14 protein-coding genes are annotated in these 17,403 nt (G+C 62.9%); 6 read left to right on the top strand and 8 right to left on the bottom strand.

Annotation, left to right across the window (positions count from 1 at the left end; translation table 11 throughout):
• Positions 1-13: 13 nt before the first annotated feature.
• Both BLR13_RS06920 and BLR13_RS06915 read left to right on the top strand, forming a co-directional pair.
• Positions 14-1,048, top strand: a complete 1,035-nt coding sequence (locus BLR13_RS06920; RefSeq protein WP_091976365.1) for an ABC transporter substrate-binding protein — start codon at positions 14-16, stop codon at positions 1,046-1,048.
• 28 nt (positions 1,049-1,076) lie between these two features.
• Positions 1,077-2,180, top strand: a complete 1,104-nt coding sequence (locus tag BLR13_RS06915) for an ABC transporter ATP-binding protein (RefSeq protein WP_074826073.1) — start codon at positions 1,077-1,079, stop codon at positions 2,178-2,180.
• 15 nt (positions 2,181-2,195) lie between these two features.
• Here the strand turns inward: BLR13_RS06915 and BLR13_RS06910 are convergent, their stop codons facing one another.
• Both BLR13_RS06910 and BLR13_RS06905 read right to left on the bottom strand, forming a co-directional pair.
• A complete protein-coding gene (locus BLR13_RS06910) occupies positions 2,196-3,170 on the bottom strand; it encodes a Bug family tripartite tricarboxylate transporter substrate binding protein (RefSeq protein WP_074826076.1) in 975 nt (324 codons plus the stop codon).
• A 59-nt stretch (positions 3,171-3,229) separates the two neighbouring features.
• Positions 3,230-4,072 carry an IclR family transcriptional regulator gene (locus BLR13_RS06905; RefSeq protein WP_171944988.1) on the bottom strand — a complete coding sequence of 281 codons (843 nt, stop codon included), beginning with the start codon at positions 4,070-4,072 and terminating at the stop codon, positions 3,230-3,232.
• Positions 4,073-4,148: 76 nt separating this feature from the next.
• On the opposite strand from BLR13_RS06905, the gene BLR13_RS06900 reads away from it, so the two are divergent.
• From BLR13_RS06900 to BLR13_RS06890, 3 genes are read left to right on the top strand one after another with little or no spacing between them, the layout of a single operon-like run.
• Entirely contained in the window at positions 4,149-5,393 is a 1,245-nt protein-coding gene (locus BLR13_RS06900; RefSeq protein ID WP_074826079.1) for an acyl-CoA dehydrogenase family protein, read from the top strand.
• 58 nt (positions 5,394-5,451) lie between these two features.
• The gene (locus BLR13_RS06895) at positions 5,452-7,263 is read left to right on the top strand and encodes a flavin-containing monooxygenase (protein ID WP_433994258.1); all 1,812 of its coding nucleotides are present in this window, start codon (positions 5,452-5,454) and stop codon (positions 7,261-7,263) included.
• Between the two features lie 50 nt (positions 7,264-7,313).
• Positions 7,314-9,260 carry an alkyl/aryl-sulfatase gene (locus tag BLR13_RS06890; protein WP_074826082.1) on the top strand — a complete coding sequence of 649 codons (1,947 nt, stop codon included), beginning with the start codon at positions 7,314-7,316 and terminating at the stop codon, positions 9,258-9,260.
• Between the two features lie 108 nt (positions 9,261-9,368).
• Here BLR13_RS06890 and BLR13_RS06885 read toward each other — a convergent pair whose 3' ends face one another.
• The 6 genes from BLR13_RS06885 to BLR13_RS06860 form a co-directional block, all read right to left on the bottom strand.
• Positions 9,369-10,073 carry an ABC transporter ATP-binding protein gene (locus BLR13_RS06885; protein ID WP_083387634.1) on the bottom strand — a complete coding sequence of 235 codons (705 nt, stop codon included), beginning with the start codon at positions 10,071-10,073 and terminating at the stop codon, positions 9,369-9,371.
• Complete coding sequence (locus tag BLR13_RS06880; RefSeq protein WP_074831829.1) at positions 10,066-10,815, bottom strand: ABC transporter ATP-binding protein; 750 nt, start codon at positions 10,813-10,815, stop codon at positions 10,066-10,068. Before BLR13_RS06880 ends, BLR13_RS06885 begins: the two co-directional genes overlap by 8 nt.
• A gap of 10 nt (positions 10,816-10,825) precedes the next feature.
• A complete protein-coding gene (locus BLR13_RS06875; protein ID WP_074826087.1) occupies positions 10,826-11,806 on the bottom strand; it encodes a branched-chain amino acid ABC transporter permease in 981 nt (326 codons plus the stop codon).
• Positions 11,803-12,672 carry a branched-chain amino acid ABC transporter permease gene (locus BLR13_RS06870; RefSeq protein WP_074826089.1) on the bottom strand — a complete coding sequence of 290 codons (870 nt, stop codon included), beginning with the start codon at positions 12,670-12,672 and terminating at the stop codon, positions 11,803-11,805. Before BLR13_RS06870 ends, BLR13_RS06875 begins: the two co-directional genes overlap by 4 nt.
• Positions 12,673-12,687: 15 nt before the next feature.
• A complete protein-coding gene (locus BLR13_RS06865) occupies positions 12,688-13,941 on the bottom strand; it encodes an ABC transporter substrate-binding protein (RefSeq protein ID WP_074826092.1) in 1,254 nt (417 codons plus the stop codon).
• Positions 13,942-14,229: 288 nt separating this feature from the next.
• Positions 14,230-15,300, bottom strand: coding sequence for a glycosyltransferase family 4 protein (locus BLR13_RS06860; RefSeq protein ID WP_074826094.1), 1,071 nt, complete (start codon positions 15,298-15,300; stop codon positions 14,230-14,232).
• A 307-nt stretch (positions 15,301-15,607) separates the two neighbouring features.
• Between BLR13_RS06860 and BLR13_RS06855 the strand changes: the two genes are divergently transcribed.
• Entirely contained in the window at positions 15,608-17,371 is a 1,764-nt protein-coding gene (locus BLR13_RS06855; protein WP_074826098.1) for an ABC transporter ATP-binding protein, read from the top strand.
• The last annotated feature ends 32 nt before the right edge of the window (positions 17,372-17,403 follow it).

Here is a 17,403-nt window from a genome sequence, read left to right as displayed (position 1 = left end):
GGGAGGATTGGCGATGGATAGACGGATCTTTATTGGCGCTGCCGCGCTGGCCGGTATTGCCGGCTTCGGGCTGGCATCGGCCGCCTCTGCGCAGGCGCAGGAATTCGCTTCGCCCGAACTGATTGCTGCTGCAAAGGCAGAAGGCAAACTGGTGTTCTACACGGCGAATTTCGCTGAAATCGAACAGGTCACCATCAAGGAGTTCAACAAGCGCTTTCCTGAGATCAAGGTCGAGATGGTGCGCGCTCCCGGCGGCCAGCTCATCACCCGTGTCAAGACCGAGGCCGCGGCCGGCAAGCTGATTGCCGACGTGATCGATCATTCCGACCGCGCCTTGATGCAGCCGCTGGAAGACCTGTTCCAGGATTACGCGCCGCCGAACGCGGCCGACTACAATCCCGAGGCGTTGATCTCGCCGAAGTTCTGGCCGCGTGCCACCATCGCCTGGTCGATCGCCTACAATACCGAATTGGTGAAGGATCCCCCCAAAACGTGGAGGGATCTCACCAAGCCCGAATACGACAAGATGACCGGCCAGGTGTTCGCGCAGTCGGGCGGTACCACCTGGACCCGGATCATGTTCGAGCGTCAGGTGCTTGGCGAGGACTACTGGGCCAAGCAGGCCGCGACCCATCCGATCCTGTACCCGTCGGGCGCGCCGATGGCGGATGCGCTGGTGCGCGGCGAGGTGGCAATGGGCCCGTTGCTTTACAATATCGTCTATCAGAAACAGAAAGACGGTGCGCCGATCAAGATGTTCTTCCCGCCGGAAGGGGCGCCGGTCAATCCATACGCCTCCGGAATTACGAAGACCGCCACGCATCCGAATGCCGCGAGACTGTTCCTGAACTGGTCGTTGTCGAAGGAGGGGCAGACCTTCATGATCAAGGAGTTCGGCAATCTGACCTCGCTGAAGGATCCGCCGATCTATCCCGAAGGCTTCGACCCCAAGGTGGTCAAGGTCTGGTATCCCAAGTTCGATGAATACGTGAAGCTGCACGCCGCCTGGGTTGCGGAGTGGGACAAGACCTTCGGTTACCGGCAGTGAGCGCAGTGCGTATCAAGAAGGTTGGTTCATGACCGCGACGCTCGAAGTCACCGACCTGCGCAAGCAGTTTTCGATCGGCCGGCCCGCGATCGACGGCGTCAGCTTCTCGGTGCCATCAGGTGAAATCGTTGTCCTGCTGGGCCCGTCCGGCTGCGGCAAGACCACGACCTTGCGCTGCGTTGCCGGCCTCGAGCATCCGACGTCGGGTGAGATCGGCATCGCCGGCAGGATCGTGTCGTCGCCCGAGCGCGGCATTCTGGTGCCGCCGCGCTTGCGCGAACTCGGCATGGTGTTCCAGTCCTATGCGGTGTGGCCGCATATGACGGTACGGCAGAACGTGGTCTATCCGCTCAAGCACCGGAAGTTTTCCCGCGAGGAAGCCCGCCGCATGGTCGACGAAGCGCTCGCACTGGTCGGCCTGTCCGAATATGCCGACCGGCCGGTGGTGGCGCTGTCGGGCGGACAGATGCAGCGCGTGGCGCTGGCGCGCAGCATCGTCTACCGCCCGCAACTGCTGCTGCTCGACGAACCCTTGTCGAACCTCGATGCCAAGCTGCGGCTGCGGCTGCGCGACGACCTGCGCGTGATCCTGAAACAGACCGGCATGACCGCGCTCTACGTTACCCACGACCAGGCCGAGGCGGTGGTGCTCGGCGATCGCATCGGCGTGATGCGCAACGGCAAACTGCTGCAGATGGACACGCCGGACGAGATCTATAACCGCCCCGCCGATCTGTTCGTCGCCAACTTCACCGGCGCGACCAACGAGCTCGAGGGCAGGCTGGTTTCGCGCAGCGGCGAGTTCGGCATGGTCGATTTCGGCGAAGGAAGGCAGGGCGAGGTGGCGCTGCTGCATTCCTGCGGGCCGGATGACAAGGTCCGGATCGCGCTGCGGCCGGAAAACATTGCGATCGGAGAGCATAGCGGCGCCAACAGTTTCCCAGCCCGTGTGCTCGACCGCCGTTACCAGGGCACGCAGACCGCCTATGGCATCGAACTGTTCGGCAAGCGGCTGGAAGTGGTCGAACTCGGCACCGCGGCCCGGCATCGGGTCGGGATCGAGACCCAGGTTTCGCTGCCGCGCGAAAGCTGCTGGGCCTATCGCGACACCGGGCCAGTGTCGCACGAATAGAGGCCGATCGACAGGCTATTGCGGCGTCATGCCGGATGCCTTGACGACCGCCGTCAGTCTGTCGTGGTCGATTTTCATCAGCGCGGCCAGTTCGCCGAGCGACATCGGCTTGCCCGGGATGTCGGCGATCGAGAGCTGGCGCTGGACGTCGGGATTGAGCAGCGCCTTGTTGATGCCGTCGTTGATCTTTTCGGCGATCGCATCGGGCGTTCCCGCCGGCACATAGATGCCGTACCAGGAGACATAGGAGGCGCCGGGATATCCGGCCTCGGCGATGGTCGGCACGTCAGGAAGATCGGCGATGCGATTTTCGGTGAAGACGGCCAGCGGCCTGATCTTGCCCTCCTTGATGTGTGGCAGCGCCAGCGCCAGCGAGACGATCTCAAAATTCATCAGGTCGGTCATCAGGTCGATCAGTGCCGGCGGTTGGCCCTTGTAGCCGACATTGGTCAGTTTGATGTTGGCGGCTTGAAACAATTTCTGCGCGGTCAGATCGAGCGATGAGCCGACGCCGGCATTGCCGAAGTTGAGTTGTCCGGGCTTGTTCCGCGCCAGCTCAACGAATTCACCGAGCGTCTTGACCGGCAGCGAAGGATTGACGACGGCGACGCTCTGATTCCAGATCGCAAGGCCAACGCACTTGAGGCCTTTCATCGCGTCCCAGCCGGCATCCTTGTACAGGGTCGGGTTGACCAGCGCCGCCGGTCCCGTCACCAGCCAAATGTAGCCATCGGGGTCGCTGCGCGCGACCGCCGCGGTGCCGATATTGCTGTTGCCGCCGGGGCGGGCTTCGACCACGACGGTCTGCTTCCAGTCACGGCCGACCTGTTCGGTGACCGCGCGGGCGATGATGTCGACGATGCCGCCGGCGGGGTAGGGCACCACGATGTGGATCGCCCGGTTCGGATAGTTGCTCTGGGCCTGCGCTGTCTGGCCGAGCAGCAAAGTGAGGCCCATGGCAATGCCGAGGGCGGATTTGAATCCGCTCATTGTTTCTCCCCCTGTCCTTCGCACCGATCGCGATGCGTCTTGCCGGGTCAACCGGTTATTCAGCCGTTGGCGACCAGCGAACGGATGCTGCGCGCAAGGCCGAGGATGCGCGGCCCGCATTCGCGCTCGATCTGCTCGGCGCTGAAACGAAACGAGGGAATGCCGCAATTGACGGAAAGGCAGTCGCCCGACGGGGTCCGGTACAGCGGCGCTGCGACACCAAAGATCTCGCGCCGCCACTCGCCGAGCGAAACCGCAAATCCGCGCTCCTTGCAGAGCTCGATATCCGGCAGCATCCGCTTCTCGACGTAGTCCGCTTCTTCCGGACGCTCGGCCTTGACGTTGGCAACATAGGCCGCCTGTTCATCCGCGGTGAACAGCGACAGCAAGGCGCGGCCGACGGCGGTGGTCGCCAGCGTGCCGGTAAAGCCGACATCGGGAAGGTGCGCCACTGCATCGGTGGTACGCACCGTCTCGACATAGATGAAGTCGAGACCGAACGGCATCGCAATCGACACCGTGCCGCCGGTGTAGGCCGCGAAGTCGCGGATCAGCGGACGCGCCAGTTGCCGGACTTTGAGCGCCGACAGCACCGGATAGGCGGCGGCCAGCACGCCAAGCCCGAGTTCGAAACGGCCTTTGGCATCGCGCTTGAGGTAGCCGAGTTGCTCCAGCGTATGGGTCAATCGCGACACCGTCGGCCGCGACAGGCCGGTATGCAGCGCCAACTCGGCATTCGACAGCGAGCCGCTGCGGTTGCGGAACGCGGCCAGCACGTCGAGCCCGTGCGCCAGCGTGGTCGCGAAGGCGGGATCGGCATGGTCTTCCGGGGCCTTGGCCCGGGACGCTGGGTCGATGCTGGAGATTGCGGCCATGGCCGAATATTGGTGAGAATTCGACATTTTGTCAATATATCGAGATGGATTTGCAATTCGTGTCGTTATACGCTTAGGTCGCTCCCAAAAAGCGGGAGGCGACATGGATTTTGAACTTTCCGAGCGATCGGAAGCATGGCGAAAGAAGCTGCAGGCATTTTTCGACGCCGAGGTGTTGCCGCGCCATCGCGCCTGGCTCGAACACGTCGCCGGGAACGGCGAGGCCGCGCCGTTCATGGGCGACCTCCAGCAAAAAGCGCGCGCGGCGGGCTTGTGGAATCTCGGTCTGCCTGAACTCGCCGACAGCGAGCCCGGCACGCGTCTTTCCAACCTCGAATACGCACCGCTGGCCGAAATCATGGGCCGGCTGTTCTGGGCGCCGGAAGTCTTCAACTGCCAGGCGCCCGACGTCCCCAACATGATCGCGCTGCAGAATTGCGCCACGCCGGAGCAGAAGGCGCGTTGGCTGCAGCCACTGCTGGAAGCCAAAACCCGTTCGGCGTTCGGCATGACCGAACCCGATGTGGCTTCGTCGGACGCGACCAACGTTGCCACGCGCATGGTTCGCGACGGCGACGACTACGTCATCAACGGGCGCAAATGGTTCATCACCGGCGCCGCGCATCCGCACTGCAGTTTTCTGATCGTGATGGGCGTGACCGACCCGGACACCGACCGGACGCGCCGCCATTCCTGCATCATCGTGCCGATGCAAACGCCGGGCGTTCGTCTGGTGCGGCGGCTGCGCTGGATGGGATGCGAGGATCACGTAGCCCCGATCGGCGAACTCGCCTTCGACAATGTCCGTGTGCCCGCGGCGAACCTGCTCGGCGCCGAAGGCGAGGGCTTCAAGGTGGCGCAAATTCGTCTGGGCCCGGCGCGCATCCATCACTGCATGCGCTCGATCGGGCTGTGCGAACTGCTGATCGAACTGATGATGGTGCGCGCGTCGGAGCGCTCGGCGTTCGGCCGCACCGTGATCGAATACGACACCATCCAGCGCTGGATTGCCGAAGCCCGCGTCGAACTGGAGCAGGCACGCCTGCTGGCCTATCGCTGTGCGTGGCGGCTCGATCAGGCCGGTCACGACGGCGCCTGGCGCGACGTCTCGCTGATCAAGGTCGCGGTGCCGGCGATGCTGCAGCGGATCGCCGACCGTGCCATGCAGGTGTTCGGCGCGATGGGTGGCTCCGACGACGCACCGATCCATCAGGCTTTGGCCTGGGGCCGCCTGCTGCGGATTGCCGACGGCCCCGATGAAGTGCATCTGCGGCAAATCTTCCGGATGGAGCCGATGCCGACGTGGTCGATCGCCAACTCGCCATATCTGTCTGCACACCCGTCCTGAGCGGTGCTAATGACGGCTACTATCTAAATTTCTCGAAGGACGCTTTCGGATGACGATAATGGACCAGCCTCAGAGCCTGAAAACTCCTTCGATCGACAAGGAGCGGTTGCGCAAGAAATATCAGGAGGAGCGCAACAAGCGGCTGCGCGCCGACGGCAACGACCAGTATCTGCAAGTCGCCGGACATCTCGCGCATTATCTCGACGACCCCTATACGCCGGTGACCCCACGCGCACCGAAGACTGACCATGTCACTTTTGCTTTCATCGGTGGTGGCTTTGCCGGGCTCGCCACCGCGGCGCGGCTGTCAGAGACCGGCATCAAGGATGTCCGCATCATCGAAAAGGGCGGCGATTTCGGCGGCACCTGGTACTGGAACCGCTATCCCGGCGCGCAATGCGATACCGCGTCGCTGGTCTACATGCCGCTCCTGGAAGAGACCGGCCACATGCCGTCGGAGAAATACGCGCATGCGCCGGAAATCCTGGCGCATTGCCAGCGCATCGGCAAACAATTCGGTCTCTACGACCATGCGCTGTTCCACACAATCGTCGAGAGCCTCGAATGGGACGAAGCGAAATCGCGCTGGAACATCCGCACCAACCGCGGTGACGCCTTCACGGCGCAGTTTCTCGGCATGGGCACGGGACCGCTGCATGTCCCAAAACTGCCCGGCATTGCCGGCATCGAATCCTTCAAGGGGCACTCGTTCCATACCAGCCGCTGGGATTACGACTACACCGGCGGCGACCCCCAGGGTGCGCTGATGCAGAAGCTTGCCGACAAGCGCGTCGGCATCATCGGCACCGGTGCGACTTCCGTGCAGTGCGTGCCGTATCTCGCGCGCGCCTGCAAGGAGCTGTACGTGTTCCAGCGTACGCCGTCGTCGGTCGATGTGCGTGCCAACGCGCCGATCGATCCGACATGGTTTTCAGAGATTGCGACGCCCGGCTGGCAGCAACGCTGGCTCGAGAACTTTACCGCCAACCAGGCGGGAGGCGGCGCCGAGGAAGACCTGGTTCAGGACGGCTGGACCGATCTGTCGCGGCGGATCCGCGCCAAGATCATGCTGCTGCCGCGCGAGCAGCGCACCGTGCAGAACATGCGGGCCGCGTTTGAGGATTCCGACTTCGAGAAGATGGAAGAAATTCGCAACCGGGTCGATGCGCTGGTGAAGGACCGCGAAACCGCCGGCCGGCTCAAGGCCTGGTACGGTCAGCTCTGCAAGCGGCCGTGCTTTCATGACGCCTATCTGCAGGCTTTCAACACATCAGGCACACATCTGATCGATACCGACGGCAAGGGCGTCGAGCGGATCGCGGAAAACGGTGTCGTCGTTGCCGGGAAAGAGTACCCGCTCGACTGCCTGATCTATGCTTCGGGCTTTGAAGTCGGCACCGAGTATAAAAGGCGGTCCGGCTTCGACCTCACCGGTCGCGGCGGCATCAAGCTGTCGGACTATTGGGCCGAGGGCATGCGCACCAAGCACGGCATTCATGTGCACGGTTTTCCGAACGCCTTCTTCGTGCAGCCGACGCAGGGCGCCAATCTGATCTCCAACGTGCCGCATAACCTGACCGAGACGGCGCGCACCATTGCGATGATGGTGCAGCACGCGCAGGCGGGCGGCTTCAAGGAAATCGAAGTGACCAAAGAGGCCGAGGATCGCTGGATCGAGTTGCTGCTGACCGGCGTCGGCCGGATGATCGGCGGCCCCGATTGCACGCCCGGCTACTACAATAACGAGGGCCGCGAGCCCGGTCCGGCGGCGCGGCTCAATGTCGGCCATCCCTCGGGTGCGATGGCCTATTTCAAGTATATCGACGAATGGCGCCAGAGTGGCCAGTTCGAGGGGCTGCAGTTCCGCTGAACGCGAGATTTTCGGATTCTGTTTTCTGTTGCATGAGGGAGCGCACGAGTATGAGCCAGACAGCCAGCGTTGAAACATCAAAGGAAATGCCGAAGGACGCCTCCGCTTCGGTGATCGCGCAGCACGCGGCGACGCTGAAGGCGCTGCCGTTCTCTGATACGCGTGACTTCGACGACGCCGCGCGCGGCTTCCTCGGCACGCTGGAAAACGCGAAGGTCACCTCGCCGCAGGGCCGGGTGGTCTGGAGCCTGGAGCCCTATGGCTTCCTGTCGACAGAACAGGCGCCGCCGACGGTCGATCCCAGCCTGTGGCGGCAATCGCGGCTGAACATGCATCACGGCCTGTTCGAGGTGGTGCCCGGTGTCTATCAGGTGCGCGGGCTCGACATCGCCAACATGACGCTGATCGAGGGGAATAGCGGCGTCATCGTGGTGGATACGCTGACCTCGATCGAGGGTGCGCGAGCTGCGATGGAGCTCTACTTCCAGCATCGCGGCAAGAAGCCGGTCGCGGCGGTCATCTTTACCCATACCCACACCGACCACTGGGGTGGTGCGCGCGGTGTGATCGACGACGAGACGCTGGCCTCGGGCCGGGTGCCGATCATTGCGCCCAATTTGTTCATGGAGCACGCGGTCTCCGAAAACATCATCGCGGGACCGGCGATGTTGCGTCGTGCGCAGTATCAGTTCGGGCCGTTGCTCGCCAAGGGCGTGCGCGGGCAGGTCGACTGCGGGCTCGGCAAGTCGATGGCGGCGGGCTCCGTGGCGCTGCTGCGCCCGACCGACCTGATTTTGGCGACCGGCGACAAGCGCACCATCGACGGGCTCGAATTCGAATTCCAGATGGCGCCGAACTCGGAAGCGCCGGCGGAAATGCATTTCTTCATTCCGCGCTACAAGCTGCTGAATCTGGCGGAAAACTGCACGCACAATTTCCACAACCTGCTACCGTTCCGCGGCGCCGACGTCCGCGACGCGCTGGCGTGGTCGAAATATCTCGGCGAAGCGCTGCAGATGTGGGGCGGCAAGGCGGACGCAATGTGCGGTCAGCATCACTGGCCGGTGTGGGGCCACGAGCGGATCGACACCATGATCCGCCAGCAGCGCGACCTCTACAAATTCGCCCATGACCAGACCCTGCGGTTGATCAACCACGGCCTGACCGCGGCCGAAATCGCAGAAACCATTCGCCTGCCGGCGAGCCTCGACGGCGCCTGGCACGGCCGCGGCTACTACGGCCACATCCGGCACAATGTGAAGGCGATCTACCAGAAATATCTCGGCTGGTACGACGCCAACCCGGTCAATCTCGATCCGCTGCCGCCGGTCGAATCCGGCAAGAAGTATGTCGAGTATATGGGCGGCGCCGATGCGATCCTGGCGCGGGCGGCTAAGGATTTTGCCCAGGGTGAATTCCGTTTCGTCGCTCAGGCCGTCAGCCACCTCGTATTCGCTGATCCCGACAATCAGGCGGCGCGCGCGATGCTGGCCGACACGTTCGAACAGCTCGGCTATGCCGCGGAAAGTTCAACCTGGCGCAACGCCTATCTGTTCGGCGCGCAGGAATTGCGCAACGGCATGCCCAAGACTCCGCCGCGCCCGCCGATGCCACGCGAGACGCTGGCCGCCTTGCGCACCGAGCAGCTCTGGGACGTGCTCGGCGTTCGCCTCAACGGCCCCAAGGCCGAAGGCAAGCGGATCGTGCTGAACTGGAATTTCACCGATACCAACGAGAGTTTTGTTCTCAACCTGGAGAACAGCGCGCTGACTTATGCCGCCGGCATGCAGGCGGCCGATGCCGATGCGTCGTTCACGCTGCCGCGCGGCGTGCTCGACGAGGTCATCGCCAAGTTGACCACGTTCCCGGAAGCGGTCGGCGCCGGCAAGATCAAGGTCAGCGGCAATCCGATGCGGCTCGGCGAACTGATGATGCTGATGGACGAGTTCCCGCGGATGTTCGAGATCGTCGAGCCGAAGCGGACCGCGGTGAGCTGACAGTCTCTAAGTCGTCATGCCCGGGCTTGACCCGGGCATCCACGTCTTAAAGGGTCTAGCGGCAAGAAAGACGTGGATGGCCGGGTCAAGCCCGGCCATGACGAGAAACTAAATCCCCAGATACGCCGCCTGCACCTGCTTGTTGTTGGCAAGCTCCGTGCTGGTGCCGTGCATGATCACGTTGCCGCTTTCCAGCACATAGGCGCGCTGCACCAGCGACAGTGCGCGGCTGACGTTCTGCTCGACCAGCAGGATCGCGGTGCCCATCTTGTGGATCTCGCCGATCTTCTCGAAGGTGACGTCGGTCATGACGGGCGCAAGCCCGAGCGAAGGCTCGTCGAGCATCAACAGGCGCGGCTTCAGCATCAACCCGCGACCGACCGCGAGCATCTGCTGCTCGCCACCGCTCATGGTGCCCGCAAGCTGTTTCTTGCGGTCGGCGAGCCGTGGAAAGATGCCGTAGACCAGCTCGAGCGTGCGGGCGCGTTCGGCCTTGGCCTTGGGCACGTAGGCGCCGATCTCGAGATTTTCCTGGACCGTCATTTCCGGAAACACCTGACGGCCCTCCGGGACGTGGGCAATGCCGAGTTCCGGAATCCGGTGCGGCGGCAGCGAGGCGAGGTTGGTGCCGGCAAAGATGATATTGCCTGCGGTGAGTTTCACGAGGCTCGAGATCGCCCGCAGCGTCGTGCTCTTGCCGGCGCCGTTGGCGCCGAGGAGGCCGACCGCTTCGCCTTCGCCGATCGTGATGGTGACGCCGGTGATCGCGGGCACCGATCCGTAGCTGGCGCTGACGGCTGACAGCTCAAGCATGGGTATCTCCCGCCGCCGGCGGATGAACGTAGGAGCCGAGATAAGCGCGGATCACTTCCGGATTCTCCACGATTTCCTTGGGCGCGCCCTCGGCGATCTTCTGGCCGTGGTCGAGCACCACGATATGACGCGCGACCGCCATGATCGCGCGCATCACGTGCTCGACGATGACGATGGTCAATCCGCTGCTGGCGAGTTTCTTGACCAGGGCGACCGCCTGATCAATCTCGGAAGGGTTCAACCCCGCCATCACTTCGTCCAGCAGCAGGATGCGCGGCTGCGTCGCCAGCGCGCGCGCCATTTCCAGCCGGCGCTGGTCGATGGTGGTGAGGTCCTTGGCCGCGGTCTTTTCCCGGGCCGCGAGGCCGACGAACTCGATGGCTTCCAGCGCCTTTTCGCGCGCGGCGGCGACGTGCCTGTCGCGCAGGAAGGCGCCGGTCATGACGTTATCCAGCACCGTCATCGCGCCAAACGGCTTTGCGACCTGGAACGTACGCGCCATGCCGAGTGCGCAGACGTCGTGCGGCTTCATGCCGACGACTTCCTTGCCGAAGGCCAGGACCGAGCCGCTGTCGGGCCGGTGAAATCCGGTGATGAGATGAAAGCTCGTGGTCTTGCCGGCGCCGTTCGGCCCGATCAGCGCCACGGTCTCGTTCTCCTGCACCGAAAAGCTGACGTCCTGTACCGCGCGCAAGCCGCCGAACCGCTTGCTGAGACCCTTGATGACCAGAGCTTCTGCCATCGTCCAATCCTTACGCGCGTGCCGGCTGGCGCCGGACATAGCGCCGGTACATATCGGTCGCAAAGCCGATCAGCCCGGTCGGCCGCCACAGGATCACCGCCATAAGGATCAGGCTGTAGATGGTGAGCTGAATGCCGCCGACCCGGCCGCCGAGCCAGCTCTGCAACAGCGCAGACGTCGTTTCGAGCAGCACGGTCCCGATCACCGGACCCCATAGCGTGCCGATACCGCCGACGATCGAAACCAGGGCTGCCTCGATCGAGATGCTGAAGCTGAACGCGGTCGCGGGGTCGATGAAGTAGATGTACTGGGTATAGAAGGTGCCGGCGAGCGCGGTCAGGAACGAGCTGATCATGTAGATGTCGCGCTTGATCTTCGGCGCGTTGACGCCGATCGCCTCGGCGGCATCTTCGTCCTCGCCGATCGCGACCAGATAATATCCCATCCACGAGCGCTCGATCAGCCAGGTGATGACAAGCCCGAGCGCGAGCAGCCCGAGCACGACATAATAGTACGCCGCCTTGCCCTCGAACTGCATCATCAGCGGCGCGCTGCCGAGATTCGGAATCGTGGTGCCTTCGGCGCCCCAGGCGAAATCGCGGAATTTCAGGAAGATCAGCATCAGCGCTTGCGCCGTCGCAATGGTCGCGATGGTGAAATAGGGGCCACGCAGACGGAAGCACAGCCAGCCGATCGGCAGGCTTGCCAGCATCGCCACTACGCCGCCGGCCACCATCCCGATCCAGGGCGAGATGCCGAAATCGATCTGCAGGATGGTCGAGGTGTAGGCGCCGAGGCCGAAATAGGCGGCGTGCCCGAGCGACAACTGCTTGGCGTAACCGCCCATCAGGTTCCAGGCGACGCCGATGAAGGAGAACAGCAGGATGCGAATGAAGATGTCGATCGCAAACGAGCTGGTCACGAGATGGGGCAGGGCGATCAGGATCGCGAGGCCGAGTGCCAGCCAGAGCAGGTTGAGGGGGCGGATCATCGGGCGCGCCCTCCGCCGAGGCCGTTGGGCTTGAAGGCCAGCGTCAGCAGCAGCATCGCAAACACCACGATCAATCCGGAATCGGCGCCGACGAACTGGATGCCGAGCGATTCCGCCACCCCCATCATCAGGCTGGCGACCAGCGCGCCAATGACATTGCCGAGCGTGCCGAGCACGACCGCGACGAACGCCATCAGCACGAACACCTGTCCGACGAACGGGTAGGCCGAATAGAACGGCATCAGCAGCGAGCCGGCGGCGCCAGCCAGCGCCAGGGCCACGCCAAGGGCGACGCAGAACACGCGGTTTGGGTTGATCCCCATCAGCATCGCGACCTCGCGATTCTGCGAGGCCGCGCGCATCGCCTTGCCCATGTCGGTAGCGCGCAGGAACAGCCAGAGCGCGCCGCTCAGTGCCATCGCGACCACGAAGGCGATCAGCTTTGCATAGGGAATATAGAGCCCGCCGATGTGGAACGCTTCATCCGAATACCAGGTGTGAACCGTGCGGTAGTTCGCCGTGAACAGCATCAGCGACAGATTGAGCAGCAACAGCGACAGCGCAAAGGTCAGGAAGATCTGCGGCATGTCGTTCGGCCCCAGCACCCGGCGGATCAGGTAGTGCTGGATCAGGACGCCGCATATGAACAGCACCGGCATCGAGACCAGCAGCGAGACGATGGGGTCGATCCCGAACTGGCTGGAGAGGAAGAACGAGATATACATCCCGAGCATCACGAATTCGCCCTGGGCGAAATTGACGATCTTGACCACGCCGAAGATCAGCGTAACGCCGATGCTGACGAGCGCATAGATGCCGCCGATGAGCAGGCCGTTAATGACGGCCTGGGCCAGTGTCTCCCACATCGAATTGGTCCGGCGTCAGGTTTTCATCAGCGGCGCGCGTTTGTCTTCATCGGGGAAGACGCTCGCGAGATCGCCGTTTTGCCACTGCACCCCGACCGGATGGCCGTAGATGTTTTTGCCGTCCGGCCCGAACTTGACCTTGCCGCCCGGCGCCATCGCAGCGTAGCCCTTCGACACGTCGAGCGTTGCGAGAGCGTCGCGAACTTTCTGCGGATCGGCGGAGCCGGCGCGCTCCAGTGCATCCGCCAGCATGAAGGTCTGCGACACCAGGCCGCCGGCATATTCGAACAGGAATTCGCCGGTGCGCTTCTTGTATTCGGCATTCACCTTCTGCGCTTCGTCGCTCATGTCATGGTTCCAGTGCGCTACGCCCTGGAGACCTTCCGCGAGCTTGCCGACGTTCTTGTAGAAGTCGGGAATGACGAAGCCGCCCGAACCGCCGTTGATGGCGACATTGAGACCGACCTGTTTGACCGTTCGTACGATCAGGATCAGGTCGTTCAGGTAGGAGACCGAGAACAGGGCGTTGGCGCCGGAGGACTTGACCTTGTTGATCAGCGGCGAGGCGTCGGTGAATCCTGCCGAATAGGGCTCGAACATCACGATCTCGACGCCTTCGGCGGGCGCCAGTTCCTTCAGGCCGTTCGAGGTCGAGGTGCCGAACGCGGTATTCTCGAAGATCACCGCGACCTTCGGCTTGTCGCCGACGAGTCTCGCCATCTGTAGCTGCGCTTTCGCAAATTGCGAAGCACGGGCAAACGGCGTGAAGGTGTAGGTGCGTCCCTTGTTGAGCTGATCGGAGCTCGAGCCGGTGATGATCGGCATCTTGGCGCGCTCGCAGACTTCGCTGGCGATCAGCGTGAGCGCGCTGGCAAAACAGCCATGGACCGCCGACAGCTTGTTGCCGGTGATCAGCCGGTCGGTTTCGGTGCGCGTCACGGTGGTGTCGCTCTGCACGTCGGACACGATCAGATTGAGCTTGGCGCCGCCGAGCGATTTGATGCCGCCGGCCTCGTTGACCATCTCGACCGCGAGCTTGGCAGCGGCGACGCAGCCGACGCCGATCTGCGCCATGCCGCCGGTGGTCGGGTAAAGCGCGCCGATATTGACGGGGTCGGCCGCCCAGCCGCGCAACGGAACCGCGCCGAAAGCACCGGCGGCAAGGATGCCACCGGTCTTGACCAGGAACTGACGTCGGCTTTGCCGCTTCGAACGCGGCTGGTCTTGATCAGCATTATTAATGACAGAACTCTTGCGATTCCTGCTCATGCTGTTTCTCCCCGTGCGACGGTGGTACAGATTTTCTGCCCGATCGCTTTTGTGGCTGTTAGCCTTGGGATTATAAGAGCATGTAATCCGGCAATTTCAAAGCGGATATCGGTACGGTTCGCGACACACAACTCTCGCGACGGGGGTGCGCCGCAACATGTGGCGGGGCGATCTGCGGCTGCAGGCTGTGTCGGCCGCATCATCGATACACGGTTGATCCGCGTGATATTATTGACAATTTGGCAGGCAGCCAGCCCGCTTCGACGGAAGCGGACCGGCGATTTCCAACTATTCGGCGCTGCTGACGAGTTTGATGCGCGGCTGCGCGGCTTCGGTCAGGCTGCGATAGGCGGCGAGGTAGTCCAGCGCCATGCGACGGGCGGTGAAGCGGGTTTCGAACCGCTTTCGAATTGCTACCCGGTCGAGTCCCGCAAGGCGGTCTGCCACGGCGACGGCGCTGGTCTCGTCTTCCACGATGAAGCCGGTGACGCCAGGCTCGATGATCTCAGGCACCGAGCCGCGGTTGAAGGCCAGCACCGGCGTGCCGCACGCCATGGCCTCGATCATGACCAGGCCGAAAGGTTCCGGCCAGTCGATCGGCAGCAACAGGCCGATGGCCCCAGAGAGGAACTCCGGTTTCTCCTTGTCGCTGATCTCGCCGATATATTCGACCAGCGGATTGGCCTTGATCAGCGGACAGATCAGTTCGTCGTAATATTCCTGGTCGGCGCGATCGACCTTGGCCGCGATCTTCAGCGGGATCCCGCAGCGGGTTGCAATCTTGATGGCGCGATCGACGCCTTTTTCCGGCGCGATCCGGCCGAGCACCGCGAGGTATGACGGCTTCACGGGCTGCGGGGTCAGCAGGTTTTCGGGCAGCCCATGATGGATGGTCCGCACCCAATTGGCCTGCGGCACCGGCCGCCTTTGCGCATCGGAAATCGAGATCACCGGAACTTTGGAAAAGGTGCTGAACACCGGCTGATGTTCCGGCAGGTCGAGCCTGCCGTGCAGCGTGGTCAGGAACGGCGTCGGCTGCCGGTAGAACAGCGAGAATGGATAGTAGTCGAGGTGAAAATGCAGAAAGTCGAACTCTTCATTGTCGCATTTCTGCCTGACACGCTCGAGCATCACCATATGCAGCGCATTCGGATCGCGCACCGCGCCGTCGAGGCGCAGCGCCTTCGGCCAGGTGGCGTCAAGCTTCGCTGTGGTCTGGGAATCGCCGCTCGCAAAAAGCGTGACGTCGTGTCCCAACGCTACCAGTTCCTCGGTCAACCAGTGCACGACCCGTTCGGTCCCGCCGTACAGTTTGGGGGGAACAGCCTCCGTCAACGGGGCAACCTGCGCGATGCGCATCTTTCCGTCTCCTGTCTGTGATCATGGATGAAAAAGCCCGCAGCCCATAGCTGGCACCGGCATGCCTAATCGGGAACGTTCTCGCATCTGCGAAGTTCCCCTTAATCAGCGTGACTACCTTCCTTCTTTCACAGTCTGGTCTTGCCGATGCCATGCGAGGCGAACAGATCTTCACTTGCCGTAGTGCTGCATGATTGTTGCGCAGTCGTGGCCGCGTGTTCCGAATCCGGGGCAGTTACTCTTCACGTAACCGTGCGCGAGATCTCGTAAAAAATTCTCGTTCACCGTCAACAGGTACGCAGACGTCATGGATCATCTCTCAGGATATGCACATCGCCCCTTAGCCTTCGTGTTGCGCTATCTGCGAAACCGTCTGGCCTCACATGTGGTCATCCTGTCCGCTGTCGCTGCCGCGGTTGCCTGCTCGGTGGGCACGCAATATGGCGTCAAGAATCTCGTCGACAGCCTGTCGGCCGGCCGCTCCCACGCGGGCAGTGTATGGCTGGCATTCGTTTTCCTCATGTCGCTGATCGCTGCCGATAATTTTCTGTGGCGGATCGCAAGCTGGACCGCGAGTTTCACCTTCGTCCGCGTCACCGGTGACCTCCGGCGCGACATATTCCGCCATCTGACCGGCCACGCCCCGAGCTATTTCCTGGACCGGCTGCCGGGCATGCTGACCAGCCGCATTACCGCCACATCGAATGCAGTGTTTACGGTCGAGAACATGTTTGTCTGGAATGTGTTGCCGCCGTGCATCGCGACTATCGCGGCGATCGCGCTGATTGGAACCGTCAGCGTGCCGATGTCGCTCGGCATGATTGTGATCGCGGCAATGATGGTGTTGGCCATGTTCCACCTGGCTGCGGCGGGCAAGCCGTTACATGACGACTTTGCCAACAAGGCCGCCGCGGTCGATGGCGAGATGGTTGACGTCATCAACAACATGCCGCTGGTGCGCGCGTTTTGCGGCCTCCGTTACGAGCACGACCGGTTCGATGCCACCGTCGATCGGGAACTCGACGCGCGTGGGCGCAGCCTCCGCTATCTCGAGAAATTGCGTCTGGCTCACGCCGCGGTGACCGTGGTGCTCACCATCGGCATGCTGGCCTGGGCGGTCAATCTCTGGCAGCAGGGTCTTGCTACCACCGGCGATGTCGTGCTGGTCTGCACGCTCGGCATTTCCATTTTGAGCGCAACGCGCGACCTCGCGGTGGCGCTGGTCGACGTTACCCAGCATGTTGCCCGTCTCACCGAGGCGATCGCGACCTTGCTGCAGCCGCATGAATTGAAGGATCACCCCGAGGCCGAGCCTCTGGTCAAAAGCGGCGCGGCGGTCGCCTTCAGCAACGTCTCGTTCGGTTATCCGGGCGGGCTGCAGGTGTTCGACAAGTTCAGCCTGCGCATTCAGCCCGGCCAACGGGTCGGGCTGGTCGGTCAATCCGGCGGCGGAAAATCCAGCCTGTTTACGCTGCTGCAACGTTTCTACGACGTCCAGCAAGGCAGGATTGCCATCGATGGCCAGGACATTTCGCGGGTGACGCAGCAAAGCCTGCGTGAAGCGATTTCGGTCGTGCCGCAGGATATCTCGCTGTTCCATCGCTCGATCCTCGATAATATTCGCTATGGACGGCCGAGTGCGACCGATGACGAGGTGCTGCGCGCCGCGATCGCGGCACGCTGCGACTTCATCGAGGACCTGCCTGAGGGTATGGCGACCATGGTGGGCGATCGCGGTATCAAGGTCTCGGGCGGGCAGCGCCAGCGCATTGCGATCGCGCGCGCCTTCCTGAAGGACGCGCCGATCCTGTTGCTGGACGAAGCCACCGCGGCGCTCGACAGCGAATCCGAGGAGGCCATCCGCGAAGCGCTGTCCCGGCTGATGCGCGGACGCACCGTCATCGCCATTGCGCATCGTCTGGCCACGCTGCGCAATTTCGATCGTGTGGTGATGCTGCAGAACGGCCGGATCATCGACGACGGGCCGCCGGATGTTCTGGTGAAGGGAAAGGGCCCTTACCGCGAATTGGTCGCACGGGAGATGGGCCGCCTCGCAACCCATGCGGCCTGATCTGTGTCCTTAGTGTTTGCGTCCGGGTGCGT

Source organism: Bradyrhizobium ottawaense (assembly GCF_900099825.1).
In the GTDB taxonomy this organism is placed as follows: domain Bacteria; phylum Pseudomonadota; class Alphaproteobacteria; order Rhizobiales; family Xanthobacteraceae; genus Bradyrhizobium; species Bradyrhizobium ottawaense_A.
The sequence above is the reverse complement of the archived record's forward strand: the minus strand, read 5'-3'. Positions and strand labels throughout refer to the sequence as shown.

What these genes read in the sequence shown, in the direction of transcription:
- BLR13_RS06920 (WP_091976365.1), top strand. Translation starts at nt 14, where the DNA reads ATGGATAGACGGATCTTTATTGGCGCTGCCGCGCTGGCCGGTATTGCC.
- BLR13_RS06915 (WP_074826073.1), top strand. Translation starts at nt 1,077, where the DNA reads ATGACCGCGACGCTCGAAGTCACCGACCTGCGCAAGCAGTTTTCGATC.
- BLR13_RS06910 (WP_074826076.1), bottom strand. Translation starts at nt 3,170, where the DNA reads ATGAGCGGATTCAAATCCGCCCTCGGCATTGCCATGGGCCTCACTTTG.
- BLR13_RS06905 (WP_171944988.1), bottom strand. Translation starts at nt 4,072, where the DNA reads ATGTCGAATTCTCACCAATATTCGGCCATGGCCGCAATCTCCAGCATC.
- BLR13_RS06900 (WP_074826079.1), top strand. Translation starts at nt 4,149, where the DNA reads ATGGATTTTGAACTTTCCGAGCGATCGGAAGCATGGCGAAAGAAGCTG.
- BLR13_RS06895 (WP_433994258.1), top strand. Translation starts at nt 5,452, where the DNA reads ATGGACCAGCCTCAGAGCCTGAAAACTCCTTCGATCGACAAGGAGCGG.
- BLR13_RS06890 (WP_074826082.1), top strand. Translation starts at nt 7,314, where the DNA reads ATGAGCCAGACAGCCAGCGTTGAAACATCAAAGGAAATGCCGAAGGAC.
- BLR13_RS06885 (WP_083387634.1), bottom strand. Translation starts at nt 10,073, where the DNA reads ATGCTTGAGCTGTCAGCCGTCAGCGCCAGCTACGGATCGGTGCCCGCG.
- BLR13_RS06880 (WP_074831829.1), bottom strand. Translation starts at nt 10,815, where the DNA reads ATGGCAGAAGCTCTGGTCATCAAGGGTCTCAGCAAGCGGTTCGGCGGC.
- BLR13_RS06875 (WP_074826087.1), bottom strand. Translation starts at nt 11,806, where the DNA reads ATGATCCGCCCCCTCAACCTGCTCTGGCTGGCACTCGGCCTCGCGATC.
- BLR13_RS06870 (WP_074826089.1), bottom strand. Translation starts at nt 12,672, where the DNA reads ATGTGGGAGACACTGGCCCAGGCCGTCATTAACGGCCTGCTCATCGGC.
- BLR13_RS06865 (WP_074826092.1), bottom strand. Translation starts at nt 13,941, where the DNA reads ATGAGCAGGAATCGCAAGAGTTCTGTCATTAATAATGCTGATCAAGAC.
- BLR13_RS06860 (WP_074826094.1), bottom strand. Translation starts at nt 15,300, where the DNA reads ATGCGCATCGCGCAGGTTGCCCCGTTGACGGAGGCTGTTCCCCCCAAA.
- BLR13_RS06855 (WP_074826098.1), top strand. Translation starts at nt 15,608, where the DNA reads ATGGATCATCTCTCAGGATATGCACATCGCCCCTTAGCCTTCGTGTTG.